The 15,680-nt window shown below is 68.5% G+C and carries 13 protein-coding genes; 3 read left to right on the top strand and 10 right to left on the bottom strand.

What is annotated here, in order from left to right; translation table 11 throughout:
- Positions 1-3 precede the first annotated feature (3 nt).
- The 5 genes from ACF8NF_RS00500 to ACF8NF_RS00520 all read right to left on the bottom strand — a co-directional run bounded on the left by ACF8NF_RS00500 (position 4) and on the right by ACF8NF_RS00520 (position 5,165).
- Complete coding sequence (locus tag ACF8NF_RS00500) at positions 4-357, bottom strand: I78 family peptidase inhibitor (RefSeq protein ID WP_343740235.1); 354 nt, start codon at positions 355-357, stop codon at positions 4-6.
- A gap of 175 nt (positions 358-532) precedes the next feature.
- A complete protein-coding gene (locus ACF8NF_RS00505; protein WP_392449887.1) occupies positions 533-2,116 on the bottom strand; it encodes an SPOR domain-containing protein in 1,584 nt (527 codons plus the stop codon).
- 98 nt (positions 2,117-2,214) lie between these two features.
- Positions 2,215-3,531: a fumarylacetoacetase gene (fahA, locus tag ACF8NF_RS00510; RefSeq protein ID WP_392449888.1), complete on the bottom strand. Its 1,317-nt coding sequence runs from the start codon at positions 3,529-3,531 to the stop codon at positions 2,215-2,217.
- A gap of 75 nt (positions 3,532-3,606) precedes the next feature.
- A complete protein-coding gene (locus ACF8NF_RS00515; protein WP_017407177.1) occupies positions 3,607-4,425 on the bottom strand; it encodes a 3-hydroxybutyrate dehydrogenase in 819 nt (272 codons plus the stop codon).
- Positions 4,422-5,165, bottom strand: coding sequence for a GntR family transcriptional regulator (locus ACF8NF_RS00520; protein WP_126312809.1), 744 nt, complete (start codon positions 5,163-5,165; stop codon positions 4,422-4,424). The genes ACF8NF_RS00515 and ACF8NF_RS00520 overlap by 4 nt, the downstream gene beginning before the upstream one ends.
- 189 nt (positions 5,166-5,354) lie before the next feature.
- Here ACF8NF_RS00520 and ACF8NF_RS00525 point away from each other — a divergent pair, with 189 nt between their 5' ends.
- A complete protein-coding gene (locus tag ACF8NF_RS00525) occupies positions 5,355-7,592 on the top strand; it encodes a hypothetical protein (RefSeq protein ID WP_392449889.1) in 2,238 nt (745 codons plus the stop codon).
- Between the two features lie 72 nt (positions 7,593-7,664).
- The gene (locus ACF8NF_RS00530; RefSeq protein WP_016450323.1) at positions 7,665-8,780 is read left to right on the top strand and encodes a 3-deoxy-7-phosphoheptulonate synthase; all 1,116 of its coding nucleotides are present in this window, start codon (positions 7,665-7,667) and stop codon (positions 8,778-8,780) included.
- A 351-nt stretch (positions 8,781-9,131) separates the two neighbouring features.
- On the opposite strand, the gene ACF8NF_RS00535 is transcribed toward ACF8NF_RS00530, so the two are convergent.
- From ACF8NF_RS00535 to ACF8NF_RS00545, 3 genes are all read right to left on the bottom strand, one after another.
- Positions 9,132-9,587, bottom strand: a complete 456-nt coding sequence (locus ACF8NF_RS00535; RefSeq protein ID WP_016450324.1) for a PaaI family thioesterase — start codon at positions 9,585-9,587, stop codon at positions 9,132-9,134.
- Positions 9,580-10,047, bottom strand: a complete 468-nt coding sequence (locus tag ACF8NF_RS00540; protein ID WP_016450325.1) for a MerR family DNA-binding transcriptional regulator — start codon at positions 10,045-10,047, stop codon at positions 9,580-9,582. The genes ACF8NF_RS00535 and ACF8NF_RS00540 overlap by 8 nt, the downstream gene beginning before the upstream one ends.
- Before the next feature lie 83 nt (positions 10,048-10,130).
- On the bottom strand, positions 10,131-10,913 hold the full coding sequence (locus ACF8NF_RS00545) for an SDR family oxidoreductase (protein ID WP_016450326.1): 783 nt from the start codon (positions 10,911-10,913) through the stop codon (positions 10,131-10,133).
- A gap of 66 nt (positions 10,914-10,979) precedes the next feature.
- On the opposite strand from ACF8NF_RS00545, the gene ACF8NF_RS00550 reads away from it, so the two are divergent.
- On the top strand, positions 10,980-11,927 hold the full coding sequence (locus ACF8NF_RS00550) for a LysR family transcriptional regulator (RefSeq protein WP_016450327.1): 948 nt from the start codon (positions 10,980-10,982) through the stop codon (positions 11,925-11,927).
- Positions 11,928-12,089: 162 nt separating this feature from the next.
- On the opposite strand, the gene dbpA is transcribed toward ACF8NF_RS00550, so the two are convergent.
- The gene (gene dbpA, locus ACF8NF_RS00555) at positions 12,090-13,490 is read right to left on the bottom strand and encodes an ATP-dependent RNA helicase DbpA (RefSeq protein ID WP_016454517.1); all 1,401 of its coding nucleotides are present in this window, start codon (positions 13,488-13,490) and stop codon (positions 12,090-12,092) included.
- Between the two features lie 341 nt (positions 13,491-13,831).
- The coding region (locus tag ACF8NF_RS00560; protein ID WP_392449891.1) for a hypothetical protein at positions 13,832-15,680 on the bottom strand (1,849 nt) is incomplete at its 5' end.

Below are 15,680 nucleotides of genomic sequence, written 5' to 3' on the forward strand. Positions count from 1 at the left end.
CGATCAGCCGCAGCGCACGGCCACGATGCGGCCTGTGCCGTCGACCACCAGGTTCAGGCGTTCCTGGTTGAACTCCATCGTCGTTGGCTGGCCTTCGCGCAGCACGCGGGCCATGTAGGCGCCCGACTGCTTGCGGGCGGCCTCCAGCGTGGCCGAGGTATTGCTCTTGCCCACGAAGGACTGCGCCGATGCCGCATTGCAGACCTGCACGGGGCGCGGAGCCGGTTGCGCCCCACCGCCGCTGCTGCCGCCAAAGGGATTGCCCATGCCGGCGCAGCCTGTCACCAGGGTGGTGGCGCCCAGCAGGGCCAGGGCGGCAAGGCGGCGGTGCAGGGCTGGGGTGGTGATCGTCGGCATGGTCTGTCTCCTCAATTCAGGGGGTGTGTGCTGCGCAGTATCAGGGCGGGCGCTGGCGCATCGCCTCGGACAACGCCGCATACCTTAGCCGGGCTCGGGCGGTGCCATTGGCATGCGGAAGTAACAGGCGGCAGCAAAGGCATCACGAAGGCATTGCCAAGGTGCTGCCAGGGCATCACCGCCGCGCGCTGCGGCCTTCCGCAGGGGCGTGGTGGAAGACCGTGGCCTCCAGGCCCATGGCGCGTATCCTGGCCGCCGCCTGATCGGCGCTGCGCTGCTTGGCAAAGGGGCCCGAGCGCACGCGCACGATCTCGCCCTTGTTGCTGTGCAGGGTCTGGCTGAGCGTGGGCAGCTTGGCTTTCTCCAGCCGCTCCACCACGCGCCCGGCATTGGCGGCTTCAGAGAACACGCCGATGTTGATGTAGTAGTTGCCCGGCTCCAGAGCCGCCGAGGCAGGCTTGGCAGGTGCCGGGGCCTTTGCGACGGGTTCGGCAGGCTTGGCAGGCTTGGCTGGTTTGGTTTCAGCCGCCACCTTGGAGGGCTTGGCGGGCGCTGGAGTGGCTGTGTGTACGGACGCTGGTGCAGGTGCAGGTGCAGGCGCTTTGGCTGGCACCAACGCGGCCTTGACGGGAATGGCTGCCGCTGCAGTGGCCGCGACGGCACCCGCAGCGCCGGCAGCTGCTACTACGGGCATGGGTTCGACCGTGCCGGAGACGGTGCTGCCGGCAGCGGGCAAGGGCGCTTGCGGATCAGGGCGCGCCTCGGCCTGGGCAACCGGCTCTTGCGGCCGGGGCGTGGGTGCGGGAGTGGGAGTGGGAGTGGGGGCGGGTGTGGGCGCCGGTTCCGTCCTTGGCGTTTCAACGGCAGCTACGGCTGCGGCGGGCGTTGGCGCCACGGCTGGTGCAGCTGGCGAAACTGGTGCAGCGGCCGGCACGGCTTCGGATGGAATCACCTCCGTCTGTGCCGCCATGAAATGTGGCGTGCCCGACAGCGCCCAGATGCCGGCACCCGCAGCGGCGGCAAGCACCGCACCGGCCGCCACGGCCAGCCGCTTGCGCAAGGGCGTGGCCGCGCGGCGGGCCAGGCGTTCGTGCGCTGCGGCCATGTTGGGAGCCTCGCCAATGGCTTGCAGTGTGAGGCGGCGCACATGGTGCCAGTACAGGGCATTGGCGCCCAGGCCGGGAATGGCAATGGCCATCAGCACCAGCGTGGCATCGATGCCGTGGGCAATGGCCGGGGGCAGGCCCAGCGCGGGGCGCAGCAGCAGGCCCCAGACCAGGCCCGTGCCGCCGGCGGCCAGCGCGTAGAGGCCGCCCTCTTGCCACAGCCCGCGCAGCCCGCACCAGGGCAGGGTGAACAGGCCTGCGGCCAGGTTCCAGGTGGGCAGGGGCTTGCCCAGCGCATCGAAGCGCTCGAACAGCCGCAGGTAGTAGTCGCGCGAGGGCTCGCCAATCAGGCTGGCGTACAGGCCGGGCATCAGGCCTGCACCCTGGCCACCGGTGAAGCTGGTCGTGCCGGAATTCGTGCCGGAACTTGCGCCGGGGGCCGCCCGTTCGTCGGCGGCCGGGCCGTCATCGCCGTGCTGCAGCGCATAGGCTGCGGCGGCGAAGGCGCTGGCGATCGAGGGCGGCAGCTTGCTGGGGCTCTTGGCGGTGCCGGGCTCGGCAAAGGCGGGCTCCTGCCGTGCAGGGGCCGCCTGCCTTCCGAAGTCGATGGTGGCGGGAGGTGCTGAGAGGGCTTCTTCCGATGGGGCGGGCATGTCAGCAATTGTGTCATGCACTCGTGGCTGTCGGAATCACGACATTCGTGGCTATCGATCGGGCGACTCCATCGCGCCCGATCGATTGGAGGCTGCTGTCAGCCCTGGCGCGCGGGCAGCACCGTGGCGCGGCACTCGCCGAAGCCGATGCGCGCGGCGCCCGGCTTCTCGCACCAGCCGCGCAGGGTCACGGCATCGCCATCCTGCAGGAAGGTGCGGCTCTCGCCATTGGCCAGCGCCACGGGCTTCTTGCCGCCTTCGGTCAGCTCCAGCAGCGCACCGGCTTCGCTGGAGGTGGGGCCGGACAGCGTGCCCGTGCCCAGCAGGTCACCGGGCTGCAGGTCGCAGCCGTTGACGCTGTGGTGGGCCACCAGCTGGGCCATGGTCCAGTAGGCGTGGCGGTAGCTGGTGTGGGTAATCTGCTGGGCCGCCTGGCCTTCGGCGCGCATGCGGCCGGTCTCCAGCGCCACGCTCAGCTGCACGTCGAACGCGCCGCGCTCGGAATTGGCGGGCGAGCTGAGGTAGGGCAGGGGCTGGGGATCTGCGGCGGGCCGCGTGAACGCCGTGCGATAGGGCTCCAGCGCCTCCAGCGTCACGATCCAGGGCGAGACCGTGGTGGCGAAGTTCTTCGACAGGAAGGGGCCCAGCGGCTGGTATTCCCAGGCCTGGATGTCGCGCGCCGACCAGTCGTTGAGCAGGCACAGGCCGAAGATGTGGTGTTCGGCCTCGTCCATGGAAATCGCCTCGCCCCAGGCGTTGCCGGCGCCGGTGTAGATGCCCATCTCCAGCTCATAGTCCAGGCGTGCGCAGGGCTTGAGTGCGGGCGCGGCGGCGTCGGGCGCTTTCAGCTGGCCCATGGGGCGGCGGAAGTCCACGCCCGACACGCGCAGGCTGGAGGCGCGGCCATGGTAGCCGATCGGCACCCACTTGTAGTTCTCCATCAGCGGGTTGTCCGGGCGGAACAGCTTGCCGACGTTGGTGGCGTGGTGCACCGAGGTGTAGAAGTCCGTGTAATCGCCGACCTGGGCCGGCACCGTGTATTCCACGTCGGACTGGGCCACCAGGCAATCCTGCAGTGCCGCCTGTGCGGCAGCGCCTTCGCGCAGCGCGCGCGACAGCGCCAGACGCAGGGCCGACCAGGCGGCCGGTCCCATGGCCATGAAGCCGTTCAGGCGCTGCTGCGAAGCGGCCTCCAGCTGCGGCTGCACGGCATCGCCCAGCGCCTTGAGGGCGCTTGCGCGCGCCAGGTCCAGCACCTGGTCGCCGATGGCCACGCCGCCGCGCCAGGCCTCCTGGCTGCCTGCGCGGCGGAACACCGCGTAGGGCAGGTTCTGGATGGGGAAGTCGCTGGCGCCGGTGTTGGCCGAGGCCACCCAGCTGCGCAGGCCTGCGTCATGGGTTTCGTTCAAGGACATCTGTCTCTCCTGGTTGGGTTTGTCTGTCGTTGGTATGAAAAGGGGTTTGGCGGGGCAGGGCGAGGCGTGGCGGGGTCAGGCGGCGGCAAAGCCGCCGTCCATGTTCCAGTGTGCGCCGCGCACCTGGGCGGCCTGCTCGCTGGCCAGGAAACCGGCCAGCGCCGCCACCTGCTCCACGGTCACGAAGGCCTGGGAGGGCTGCTTGGCGCCCAGCAGCTGGCGCGCCGCTGCGTCGGCATCCAGCCCCTCGCGCGCGGCTAGCGCATCGATCTGTCGTTGCACCAGCGGCGTCAGCACCCAGCCGGGGCAGATGGCGTTGCAGGTCACGGGCGTGGTGGCGAACTCCAGCGCCACCGACTTGGTCAGGCCGATCAGCCCGTGCTTGCTGGCCACATAGGCCGGCTTGCGCGCCACGCCCACCAGCCCGCTGACCGAGGCGATATTGATGATGCGGCCCCAGCCGCGCTCCAGCATCTGCGGCGCGCAGGCCTGGATGGCGTGGAAGGGCGCCGACAGGTTGACGGCCAGCAGCTCGTCCCACTTGCCGGCCGGGAATTCGAGCAGCGGGCTCACATGCTGCATGCCTGCGTTGTTGACCAGGATGTCGATGGCGCCCATCTCGGCCGCAATGCGCTGCGCCAGCGGGGCGATGGCGCTGCCGTCGCGCAGGTCCAGCCCGTAGTGGCGCACCGGCACGCCATGCGTTTGGGCGATTTCGCGCACCAGCGCATCGGTCTCGGCAGAAGCGGCGGCCTGGCCATGCAGCGCGATGGCCGCGCCCTCGCTGGCCAGATGGCGCGCCACGGCCAGGCCGATGCCGCTGGTCGAGCCGGTGATCCAGGCCACGCGGCCCGCATGCGGGCGGCTGGCCGGGGTGGAGGGGGTGGGGTTCATTTCAGGAGATCCATTTCCATATGCACGTACTCGCTGAGAAAGCGCACCCGCGCCCAGTAGATCAGCAGCCCGTCGGCATTGCAGGCCCAGCGCAGCGCCTGCATCAGCGGCGTGCCCAGGGCCACGCCCAGGTGCTCGGCGGCCAGTTCGTCGGCCGGCGCCACGCTCAGGTGCTGGCGCGCCACGGCAATGCGCGAGGGGTCGCTGCTCAGGGCCACGGCCAGGGAGCTGCGCTGCAGCTGGGCCTCGATCGCGGGGAACAGTTCCTGCTCCAGGTACAGCTGCGACAGGCAAAACCGCGCCGCGTCATGGTCGTACACGCGCAGCAGGTGCACGTAGGCGGGGGCCATGCGGCCCACGTCGGGGAAGCCTTCGGGAATCGGCGGCAGGCAGTCCCGCCCGGTGTGCAGGGTGATCTGGCCGATGTGGGCGCCAAAGGCCACCAGCTCCTTCCAGCTGGTGGGCAGCAGAAAGGACGGCGGCTTGTAGGGCGCCGCAATCACCCGCGTGCCGCCGCGCTTGCGCGTGAGCAGCAGGCCCTCTGCCACCAGGGCGCCCAGCGCCATGCGCACCGTGGTGCGCGACACGCCATGCAGCGCCTGCAGCTCCTGCACCGTGGGAATGGCGCTGCCTACGGGCCAGGCGCCCGTGGACACCTTGCTGCGGAACAGCCGCGCCAGCTGCAGGTGCAGCTTGTCCCGGCCTTGTTGAGGGGCCGACGCGGTGGAGTTGGAGGGCATGAAGGCAATAAAGTATCTATTCAGTGCTTTTATTTTTGCACAAAGCAATAGCCCTGACAGCCTGCACTGACGCCCGTCGTTGACAAATGTCTTCAATTGGACAGGCCGAATGACTTTTAAACTGCGGCCCTTTTTCGGTTTTTCGTTTTCGTTTTTTGAATGTTGGCCAGAGCGGCCGTTGGGTATTTCATGCAGCAGCAACATGCTTGGGAGTTTTTTCGCGCCGGTGGAGTGGACCAGGTGGTCATCCGCACCGGGCAGGACATTGCGCACATCGGCGAGCTGGACCAGAAGCTGTGGGTGGCCCTGGCCTGCCCCACGCGCGGCATCGAGTTCGACAGCGACACGCTGGACCTGATCGACGAAGACAAGGACGGCCGCATCCGCCCGCCCGAACTGATCGCCGCCTGCCAATGGGCCGTGGCGCGCGTGCGTGACCCCCAGGTGCTGGCCGATGGCGGCGACGTGCTGCAACTGTCCAGCCTGGAGCGCGACAGCGAGCAGGGCGCCCTGCTGCATGCCGAGGCCGAGCGCATGCTGGCCCTGTCCGGTCAGGCCGGCGGCGCCGCGCTGAGCCTGGCCCAGGTGCGCGAGCGCCTGGCCTCCCTGGCGGCCATGCGCTTCAATGGCGACGGCATCGTCAGCCCCGCCACGGCCGAGGGCGACAAGGCACTGGCCGAGCTGATCGAACGCATTGGCAAGGCCTACGGCACCGCTGCCGGCGCCGACGGCGTGGCCGGCATCGCGCGCCAGCAGGCAGAGGCCTTCTATGCGGACCTGCGCGCACTGCGCGACTGGCATGCGGGCGCCGAGGCCCTGGGCTGCGGCATTGCCGAGCGCGACCAGGCCCTGGCCGCCGCCCGCGCCGTGGACGCGGTCCAGGCCAAGGTGGACGACTTCTTCGCACGCACACGCCTGGCCGCCTTCGACACGCGCGCGCAGGACCCGCTCAACCCCTCCGTGGAGGGCTATGCCGCCCTGGGCCGCGAGGTGCTGGACAGCGGCGCCCAAGCCATTGCCGCCCTGCCCCTGGCCGCCGTGGCGGCCGATCGCGCGCTGCCGCTGACGCAGGGGGTCAACCCCGCATGGGCCGGCGCGCTGCAGGCCCTGCGCGAGCAGGCCGTGCAGCCCGTGCTGGGCGAAGACCTGCAGGAGATCACCGCCGCGCAGTGGGAGCAGGTCAAGGCCGCCCTGCAGCCCTGCCGCCAATGGCTGGCGGCCCGGCCCGCCACGCCGCTCGATGCCCTGTCTCAACAGGAGGTGCAGGCGCTGCTGGACGGCGGCCAGGAAGCCGCGCTGCTGGACCTCATCGCCCAGGACGAGTCCGAGAAGGAACACAGCCTGCAGGCCGTGGCGCTGGAAAAGCTCATCCGCCTGCAGCGCGACCTGCTGGCGCTGCTCAACAACTTCGTCTCGTTCAGCCTCTTTTACCGGCGCGAGGGCGCGGCCTTCCAGGCCGGCACGCTCTACCTGGATGCCCGCAGCTGCGACCTGACCGTGGAAGTGAGCGACACGGCTGCCCATGCCGCGCTGGCCGGCCGTGCCAAGACCTGCCTGGCCTACTGCGAGCTCCGGCGCGAGGGCAAGAAGAAAGCCATCGTCGCGGCCTTCACGGCGGGCGATGTGGACTTTCTCTTCGTGGGCCGCAACGGCGTGTTCTATGACCGCGCAGGCAACGACTGGGACGCCACCATCGTCAAGCTCATCGAGAACCCCACCAGCATCGGCCAGGCCTTCTTCCTGCCCTACAAGAAATTCCTGCGCATGGTGGAGGAACAGGTGGCCAAGCGCGCCTCGGCCAAGGAGGAGGGCGTGACCGCCAGCCTGGGCACGCAGGCCGGCCAACTGGTCACGGCGCCCGGCACCGCAGCGGCCAGCGCCGCCACAGCCACGGCGGCCGCCGCCCCGCGCAAGACCGATGTGGGCACCGTGGCCGCCCTGGGCGTGGCCCTGGGCTCCATCAGCGCCGTGCTGGTGGGCATCTTCGGCAAGTTCATCGACCTGGGGCCCTGGATTCCCGTGGCCCTGGTCGGCCTCATCGCGGCCATCTCAGGGCCCAGCATGATGATTGCCTGGCTCAAGCTGCGCCAGCGCAGCCTGGGGCCCATCCTGGACGCCAGCGGCTGGGCCATCAACGGCCGCATGCGCATCAACCTGCCGCTGGGCCGCAGCCTGTCGCAGACGGCCAAGGTGCCGGTGGGCGCGCGGCGCACGGCGGGCGATCCCTATGCGGAAGGCAATGGCCTGCGCAACACCCTGGTGGCGCTGGCCGTGGTGGCCTTGCTGGCACTGATGGCCTGGCGCCTGCACTGGGTCGATGGCCTGCTGCCCGCCGGCTGGCAGTACGGCGCGGCACCGGCCGCTGTGCCGGCTGCGCAAGAGACGGCGCCTGCACCGGCACCGGCACCGGCACCGGCGGCTCAATAAGTCGATGCCAAGGGGCGGGCAAGCCACTTGCCCCGCCCCGGTCGGGAAACCTCAAGGCGCGACAATAGCGCCATGACCACCCCCACCCACGTACAACGCAGTGCCGTGCCCCTGAGCACGCACGACACCACCCGCATCGACGACCTGCGCATCAAGGCCGTGCGCCCCCTGATCACCCCGGCCCTGCTGCAGGAATGGCTGCCCGCGCCCGAAGCCGCGCAGCAACTGGTGGAAACCAGCCGCGCCGCCATCTCGGACGTGCTGCAGGGCCGGGACGACCGGCTCATCGTCGTCGTCGGACCCTGCTCCATCCACGACCACGACCAGGCCATGGACTATGCGCGCCAGCTCAAGGCCCAGGCCGACGCCCTGGCCGGCGAGCTGCTCGTGGTCATGCGCGTCTACTTCGAGAAGCCCCGCACCACCGTGGGCTGGAAGGGATACATCAACGACCCGCACCTGGACGGCAGCTTCGCCATCAACGAAGGCCTGGAAATGGCCCGCGCCCTGCTGCTGGACGTACTGGCCCTGGGCCTGCCCGTGGGCACGGAATTCCTGGACCTGCTGTCGCCGCAATTCATCAGCGACCTGGTCAGCTGGGGCGCCATCGGCGCGCGCACCACGGAAAGCCAGAGCCACCGCCAGCTGGCCAGCGGCCTGTCCTGCCCCGTGGGCTTCAAGAACGGCACGGACGGCGGCGTCAAGGTGGCCAGCGACGCCATCCAGGCGGCCAGCGCGCCCCACGCCTTCATGGGCATGACCAAGATGGGCCAGTCCGCCATCTTCGAGACCCGCGGCAATGGCGACTGCCACGTCATCCTGCGCGGCGGCAAGCAGCCCAACTACGGCGCCGAGCATGTGCAGGCCGCCTGCGCCCTGCTGGAAGGCGCAGGCCTGCGCCCGCAGGTCATGATCGATGTCTCCCACGCCAACAGCAGCAAGCAGCACCGCCGCCAGATCGACGTGGCGGCCGACGTGGCCCAGCAGATCGCCGGTGGCGATGCCCGCATCACGGGGTTGATGATCGAAAGCCACCTGCAGGAAGGGCGGCAGGACATCGTGGACGGCCAGCCGCTGGCGCATGGCGTGTCCGTGACCGATGCCTGCATCAGCCTGGAGCAGACCGTGCCTGTGCTGCAGCAGCTGGCTGCGGCGGTGAAGGCGAGGCGGGCGAAGCTGCGGGGGTGAGCTTTTAAAGAGGGGGTGTCTGCCTGGGGACTGTTTTTCTGACCCTGCCGAGCGGTTGCTTTTCGAGGCCGGGTCTCGGCCCGGCAGCCGACGGCCCTTTCTTGATTCGCCAAGAAAGGTCAGGTCAAAGAAGGCGACCCGGATGTCCGCGACCCTCCGCTTCGCTGCGGGCAACCTGCGTCGTGGCGGCCGCGGGGTTTGCCGCAGAACTCGCTTTGCGCTTCGCGCGCCGCTCAAACAACTGCGGCAAGTCAGTTGACAAAGCAGTCCTGTCCTTCGGCAGGACTGCAACCCCGCAACCGCCACGACGCAGGCGCTGACATACGGGGTGGGGAGGCGGCGGGGGCGCCCTCAGGCCCGCACGGGCCTGGGCTCCAGATTGCGCGCCGTGCCCAGCCAGGTCGCGCAATGCGTTTCATGACCATCCTCGGCCACCGCGAACAGGTCGGCTGCGCAGATGCTGAGCACGCGGCCGGCATCCACCACGCGGCCGCGCGCCCGCAGGTGGGTGCCGCGTGCGGGGGCGAAGAGCTTCACGCTGCCGTCCACCGTGGCATTGGCCCAGCCGGCAGGCAGCAGTGAACCTGCGGCCGACACCGCCGCAAAGTCGCCCAGCGCAAAGACCGCCGTGGCCTGCAACTGGCCCGGCTGAAAGCACAGGGCATCGGCAATGGGCATCTCCAGCTCGGTGGCTCCGGGCTCGGCACGCACGAAGCGCAGGCCCAGGGTGCGCGCCATGGGCATGGCCAGCACGGCGTTCTGCAGCGCTTGGGTGGATGGGGTGGGGTGGGTGGTCGGCTCAGTCATGGACTGTCTCCTTCGTGGTGGGTGAAGCGGCACGGCGCACGCGCGGCCAGGGCGCGGCGGGTTTGTCGGGGGTGCTGGCTGGGGTCGGTGCCGTCTGCGCCAGATCCCGCTCGGCCTGGCGGGCGCGCAGCCACTGCACATGGTCCAGGGCCTGGGCGCGCTGGGCCTGCAGCGCGGCGATCTGTTCATCTATTTCCTGCACGCGCTGCTGCACGGCATCGGCCAGGTCACCGGGGCCTATGCGCCCCGCACGCCAGGCGCGCAGGTTCTCGGCAATGCGCGGCAGCCCGAACCCCAGCGCGCGGGACATGGCGATGAACACCACCTCGCGCCGGGCCGAGCGCGGATAGTCGCGGTAGCCATTGGGCAGTCGCCGGGGCTTGAGCAGGCCCGCGCGCTCGTAGTGCCGCAGCGCGTGGATGGAGACGCCCGTGAGCCGGGCGAGTTCGGAGATCAGCATGTGCCAAGGCTAGCAAGGCTCGTGCTGGGCTAGGGTTGGGAAGGGGACAGGTTTTTTCTATCGCTGTCTCTTGCCAGTCGTCTTCAAGCCGGCTGCGCGGCAGGCCTCATCACGCGCGCCGTGAACCGGGCCATGAACTCGCGCGTGACAATGCGCCCGCCCAGGGCCGTCAGGTAGTTGGCGCAACCGTGCACCACCGAGGCGCGGTTGTCGTCGAAGGCTTTCAGCCCCAGGCGAACCACGTCTTCGCTGGACGCTTTTTTCCCGAAGGACGCGGCCTCGCCGGCGCGGGCGAAGAACGCCGTGTCGGTAGCGCCCGGGCACAACGCCAGCACGCGCACGCCGCGCGGCCGGTACTCGGCCCAGAGTGCTTCGCTGAACGAAAGGACAAAGGCCTTGGTCGCGGCGTAGACCGCCATGTACGGGACCGGCTGAAACGCTGCCGTGGAGGCGATGTTGATGACGCCGCCCTGGCGCTGCTCCAGTGCGGGGAGGCACAGGTGCGTCAATTCCACCAGGGCGCCCACATTCAGGTCGATGGCCTCCCGCTGTATGTCCAGCGCCAGTTCATCAAACCTGCCGTGGGTGCCGAAGCCGGCGTTGTTCACCAGCAGGTCCGGCAGCAGGCCCCTGGCGCTGACGGCCTCGAAGACGCGCCGGGCCGCCCCGGGTGCGGCCAGGTCCTCCACCAGGAATTCGGCGCCGGGCAATTCGCGGGCGAGCTTCTCGAGCCTGTCGCGGCTGCGCGCGATCAGCACGACTTTGGCGCCACGGCGGGCAAGCTCCCTGGCGAATACTTCACCGATGCCCATGGAGGCGCCGGTCACCAGGACGGTTTTCTGGGAGAAATCAAAAGGGGTTTTCATGCACTCGAGTATTGCGACGGGGGGCCCGCCTGGGAATGGGCAGCGCTGGTAAGCTGATTTGCATTCATGAAAAACCAACCGCCCACCACCTGGGATGACCTGCGCGTGCTCCTGGCGCTTCACCGCCACCAAAGCCTGCTGGCCGCAGGCGCTGCCCTGGGCCTGTCCACCTCCACCGTCGCGCGGCGCATCGAGGCGCTGGAGCAATCCCTGGGCCGCGCCCTGGTACACCGCAGCAGCGCAGGGACGACGGTCGAGCCCGATGCGATGGAACTGGTGGAGCTGGCCGAGCAATTCGAGCTGGGACTGGGCGGCATCAAGCGCGACGACCGGCCCGCTGAGAAGGCCCATGCGCTGACCGGCACCATCCGCGTCAGCATGGGCGAAGGCTTCGTGAAGCCGGTGACCGCCGTGCTCTCGCAGTTGAGAAGCGCGCACCCCGGGCTGCATATCGAAGTGGCCGTGGAGTCGCGCTTCACGGATGTCGGGCGGCGCGAAGTGGACGTCGCGCTCCGGGTCGGGCGCTCCAGCTCGGCCGTGGTGGTGGAGAAAGGGGCGGGGCAACTGACGTTTGGCCTGTACGCCTCGCACGGCTATGTCGAGCAGCGCCTGCCGGGTCGCCGCCTGCGCGTGCAGGACTTCGCCAGCCACGATTTCGTGGGACAGGACCTGGCCACCGGCCGGCAGGACGCCTCCAACCTGTGGCTGGCCAGCCGGGGCGCCACCCGGTTCGTCTTTCGATCCGCCTCCGACCTGGCCCGCCAGGAGGCCACGGAGCAAGGCCAGGGCATCTGCCTGCTGCCCGACGCCATGGCCCATGCCGTGCCCGGCCTGGCACGGCTGGAGGTGGACGCGCCACTGCCGTCCTGCCCGGTGTACCTGGCCTATCACCGCGACCGCCGCAACGTGCCGGGCGTGCGGGCAGTGATCGACGCGCTGGGCGCGGCGCTGGCCGAAGGGCTGCAGCCGCCCGCAGAAAAAGCCGAAGCGGCCAACCCTGCCGCGCAGTCATGACAGGCCCGGTCTTTCCTGCCCTTTCAAGGCGAGGGCGCGGCCGGCGGACCCGGTGAGCAGCCAGGACCATCGTTGGTCGTCGATCCCAACGAAACAAGAATGGGCAGTGGCTGGCGCGAAACGACCCGTTGTGGTCGTTCGTGCCTCGGCGCCTGCAACCCCTCAATCCTTGAGCAAGCGCGCCTTCACCGTTCGCCCCTTGATCTTTCCGCTATTGAGCCGGGCAACGACGTCATGCGCAATCTTGCGGTCCACGGCCACATAGGTTGCGAACTCGTTGATGTCGATCTTGCCCACTTGCTCGCGGGTGTAGCCCAGGTCTGCGGTGAGCGCGCCCAGCACATCGCCCGGGCGGATCTTGTCCTTGCGGCTGGCATTGATGTGGATGGTGGCCTTGGATGGCAGGAGCCGGCCACCGGGAGTCGGCGTCAGCTCGTCCAGCGGGTACCAGACGGATGGGCTGCCCTGCATCTGCTCGATGTTTCCGACCGCGCCCATTTCGTCCATCGTCGCAAGACTCAGGGCCAGGCCTTTCTGGCCGGCGCGGCCTGTGCGGCCGATGCGGTGCACGTGCACTTCAGGGTCGGGCGTGATGTCCACGTTGATGACGGCGCCCAGATTGGTCACATCCAGCCCGCGAGCCGCCACATCGGTGGCGACCAGCACGGAGCAACTGCCGTTCACGAAGCGCACCAGCACCTGGTCACGGTCACGCTGCTCCAGATCGCCGTGCAGCTCCAGCGCGCTGTAGCCCTGGGCCTGCAGCAGCTCGGCAAGGGCCCGGCAGCGCGCCTTGGTATTGCAGAAGGCCAGCGTGCTCTCGGGCCGGAAATGCTCCAGCAGGCGAGCCACCGCAGGCAGCCGCTCTTCCTTGTCCACCTCGTACCAGCGCTGCTCGATCTGCTCGCCGCTGTGCTGCGCGGCGACCTTGACCGTGACCGGGTCACGCATGAATCGCGCGGCCAGCTTGGCGATGCCTTCAGGGTAGGTTGCGGAGAACAGCAAGGTCTGGCGCTGCGGGGGGCACTGCTTGGCGACCTTGGCGATGTCATCGACGAAACCCATGTCGAGCATGCGATCCGCTTCGTCAAGCACCAAGGTGTTCAGCGAATCAAGGTTCAGATTGCCCCGGTCCAGGTGATCGATCACACGGCCGGGCGTGCCCACGATCACGTGCGCGCCGTTCTCAAGGCTCGCGTTCTGGCCGCGCAGCGGAACGCCGCCGGACAGGGTCACCACCTTGACGTTGTCTTCCGCACGCGCCAGGCGGCGAATCTCGGTCGTCACCTGATCGGCCAGCTCGCGGGTGGGGCAGAGCACCAGGCCTTGCACCGAGAAATTGCGCGTATCCAGCTTGGCCAGCAGCGCCAGGGCAAAGGCTGCGGTCTTGCCGCTGCCGGTCTTCGCCTGGGCGATCACATCCTTGCCTTCAAGCGCAGGGGGCAGGCTGGCGAGCTGAATCGCCGTCATTTCAAGGTAGCCGAGCCGCTCAAGATTGGCGAGCGTCGCAGGCGAAAGCGCAAGTTTGTCGAAGGAATGGGGGGAAGCCGAGGGTGCAGTCATGGCGGCATTTTAGTTTTGGCGCTCTCAGGGCCGGGGCGCGGCACGCTGGTCACTGAGAAAGAACAGGGGCTTGCTGGGCCATTGCCGGCATGTGTGAGAAGACGGCCAGCGGGGTGTTGACGGCATGGATGGCAAGAGGTCTGCCGTGGGGCTAACAGATAGCAACCAGCCTGAAGCTGCCGGCCAGCAGTCGGCTGGCGACCCATTGCGGTCTTCGAAGCAAATTCAAAAGCGGTCGTCCAGAGCACCCCAGTTTCGAAGACCTGCGGCCGCATCGGCGTAACTCAATGCAAGCCTGAAGGCTCTTGCAAACGTTGGCTGGCGAGCGGTCGGCTGGCCTACTACCGGCCGCGCTTCTCCAAAATCGCGATGAGTTCTGCGTCGACCTCGTCCGGCACTTGGTTCTGTCGATGGCGAAGTCGTTCAACCACCGTGCCGGTCGGGGGATGGCTGTCCCACGCCTCGCGGCTCCAGTCGCCCCGCAGCAAGATGTCCCAGTAGATCTCGCCTTTCGTGCTATCCACCAGATCGCCTGCGTCATCGGGGGCTGCGCCGTAGCTCAGCAGCAGCGCCGCCAGCGGTAGGCAGATCGGGCGCATCTCGCTGCCGCGACCGCACAGCTGCAGCGCGACGGCACCGAGCAGCGAGCCGCGCCAGTACAGACGCTTGTAGCGGAAGTCAGCGTCAATGCCGCTGCCCGTCAATTTGTGCAAGCACAGGCGCACAGGCATGTTGGCGTCTAACCCCTGGGCAAGCAGCCCGGCCAAGAAATCCAAGATCAACTGACCATCGCGCGCCGGGACGAAGTGTCGGTCGCCGTTCAGTGGGACGTCGGCCATGAGCGCCCGCTCCTTGGCGTCGAAAATGCCAACTAACACCTCGCGCTGAAACGCATCGGGCTCCATCCAGAACGCGGCGCTGGCACCGTTGGTGAGCAACTCATTGGCCAGGGTCAGCGGCTGGCAACCCATCGTCGGGTGGCGCATGACGTTACGCAGCAGGGAGGTGGGGCGGTCATCCCACAGCGGGGTGTCCAGATTCACCCCTGCGGCGACCAGCTCGGCAACGGTTCCTGCGTCGCGCTCCTGCCAGTACAGGCGCTCCAGGCGGCGCTGATCGCTCATGGCCGGCGGCGCAACGGAGCGCGCGCCCAGTGTCTCCAGCACGGCCAGCACGTCCAGCCGGTCCTTAAAGAAACTCACACTGTTGAAGAGAAGGCTGCCCCTCACCTGCTCCGGGTGCAGGGCCCAGCGGATCTGCGCGTTGACGTCCACGCCCTCGCGAGAGGCCAGCAAGGCCAGCAGTTCGGGATGTTCGCAGAGCGCGCGCAGCACACACTCCGAGCGCCACAGCGCCACGGGGTCGGCTTGTGGCGCCTGCACGAGCGTGCGCAGCAGTGCCGGAGTGTTCTTGCCGCCGTAGCTCTGCACCACCTCTGCGACCTCGTCGACCCAGGCCAGGCAGGCGATTAGGTCGACGTTCGCGTCCAGCAGCGCCGACACCGCCTTGCCTAGCCGGGCCTTGGCCGCATGCACCAGAAGCGGCGTGCCATCGACCACGGCATTCTTCGGTGCGCCGGCCTTGATGGCCTTGGCGAAGGCAGCCTCCTTGCCGTCCAGCAGCAGCTCCAGCAGCTCCTCCTCCTCAGTCAGCATCGGCGCCGGGAAGGCCTTGGCAGCAACCTTTTTGCCGCCTTGGTAATGCAGCGTTCGCGTTTCGCCGACCTGCCCGTACCAGATGCGCACTCGGATGTGCGTCGCGCCGGCGTCGTGCAGTGCCTGGATATGCGCCTTCTCCAATTCGTCACCGGATGAGGTGTCAATCACGAAGCGCAGCGTCTCGCCCCGCAGCGACGTACTGGTCACGAAGGGCTTCTCCCAGTCGTCGAAGCAAGCTTGCAGCGGCGCGGGCCACTGGTCGGCGAACTGGCCGACTGCGGTCTGGAGGTGACCGTGCAGCGCGGAGAGCATAAGGGCATCAGCGCCGATGCAGGTAAAGGTCAGGATGTTGGAAGACATGAGAGGGGTGTAGACAGGCGAGAAGGCGTCTGAGGCGCCATTGTGTCCAAGCTCGGTGCCCGTTAGCTTGACACTTTGTCCACACACCCATATCCAGCCTTTGCGACTTTCAATCGACGTTGCAAATTCGGCTTTGGATTTGACTATCGGATAAAAGCAATGTCCGCTCTTG

The organism is Delftia sp. WSY_22 (genome assembly GCF_043104185.1).
GTDB lineage: Bacteria > Pseudomonadota > Gammaproteobacteria > Burkholderiales > Burkholderiaceae_C > Comamonas > Comamonas tsuruhatensis.

Bases quoted from the DNA above. Each gene is read 5' to 3' on its own strand.
- fahA (WP_392449888.1), bottom strand. From the start codon at position 3,531: ATGTCCTTGAACGAAACCCATGACGCAGGCCTGCGCAGCTGGGTGGCC.
- ACF8NF_RS00550 (WP_016450327.1), top strand. From the start codon at position 10,980: ATGAAAAACCAACCGCCCACCACCTGGGATGACCTGCGCGTGCTCCTG.
- ACF8NF_RS00505 (WP_392449887.1), bottom strand. From the start codon at position 2,116: ATGCCCGCCCCATCGGAAGAAGCCCTCTCAGCACCTCCCGCCACCATC.
- ACF8NF_RS00530 (WP_016450323.1), top strand. From the start codon at position 7,665: ATGACCACCCCCACCCACGTACAACGCAGTGCCGTGCCCCTGAGCACG.
- ACF8NF_RS00525 (WP_392449889.1), top strand. From the start codon at position 5,355: ATGCAGCAGCAACATGCTTGGGAGTTTTTTCGCGCCGGTGGAGTGGAC.
- dbpA (WP_016454517.1), bottom strand. From the start codon at position 13,490: ATGACTGCACCCTCGGCTTCCCCCCATTCCTTCGACAAACTTGCGCTT.
- ACF8NF_RS00500 (WP_343740235.1), bottom strand. From the start codon at position 357: ATGCCGACGATCACCACCCCAGCCCTGCACCGCCGCCTTGCCGCCCTG.
- ACF8NF_RS00540 (WP_016450325.1), bottom strand. From the start codon at position 10,047: ATGCTGATCTCCGAACTCGCCCGGCTCACGGGCGTCTCCATCCACGCG.
- ACF8NF_RS00515 (WP_017407177.1), bottom strand. From the start codon at position 4,425: ATGAACCCCACCCCCTCCACCCCGGCCAGCCGCCCGCATGCGGGCCGC.
- ACF8NF_RS00545 (WP_016450326.1), bottom strand. From the start codon at position 10,913: ATGAAAACCCCTTTTGATTTCTCCCAGAAAACCGTCCTGGTGACCGGC.
- ACF8NF_RS00520 (WP_126312809.1), bottom strand. From the start codon at position 5,165: ATGCCCTCCAACTCCACCGCGTCGGCCCCTCAACAAGGCCGGGACAAG.
- ACF8NF_RS00535 (WP_016450324.1), bottom strand. From the start codon at position 9,587: ATGACTGAGCCGACCACCCACCCCACCCCATCCACCCAAGCGCTGCAG.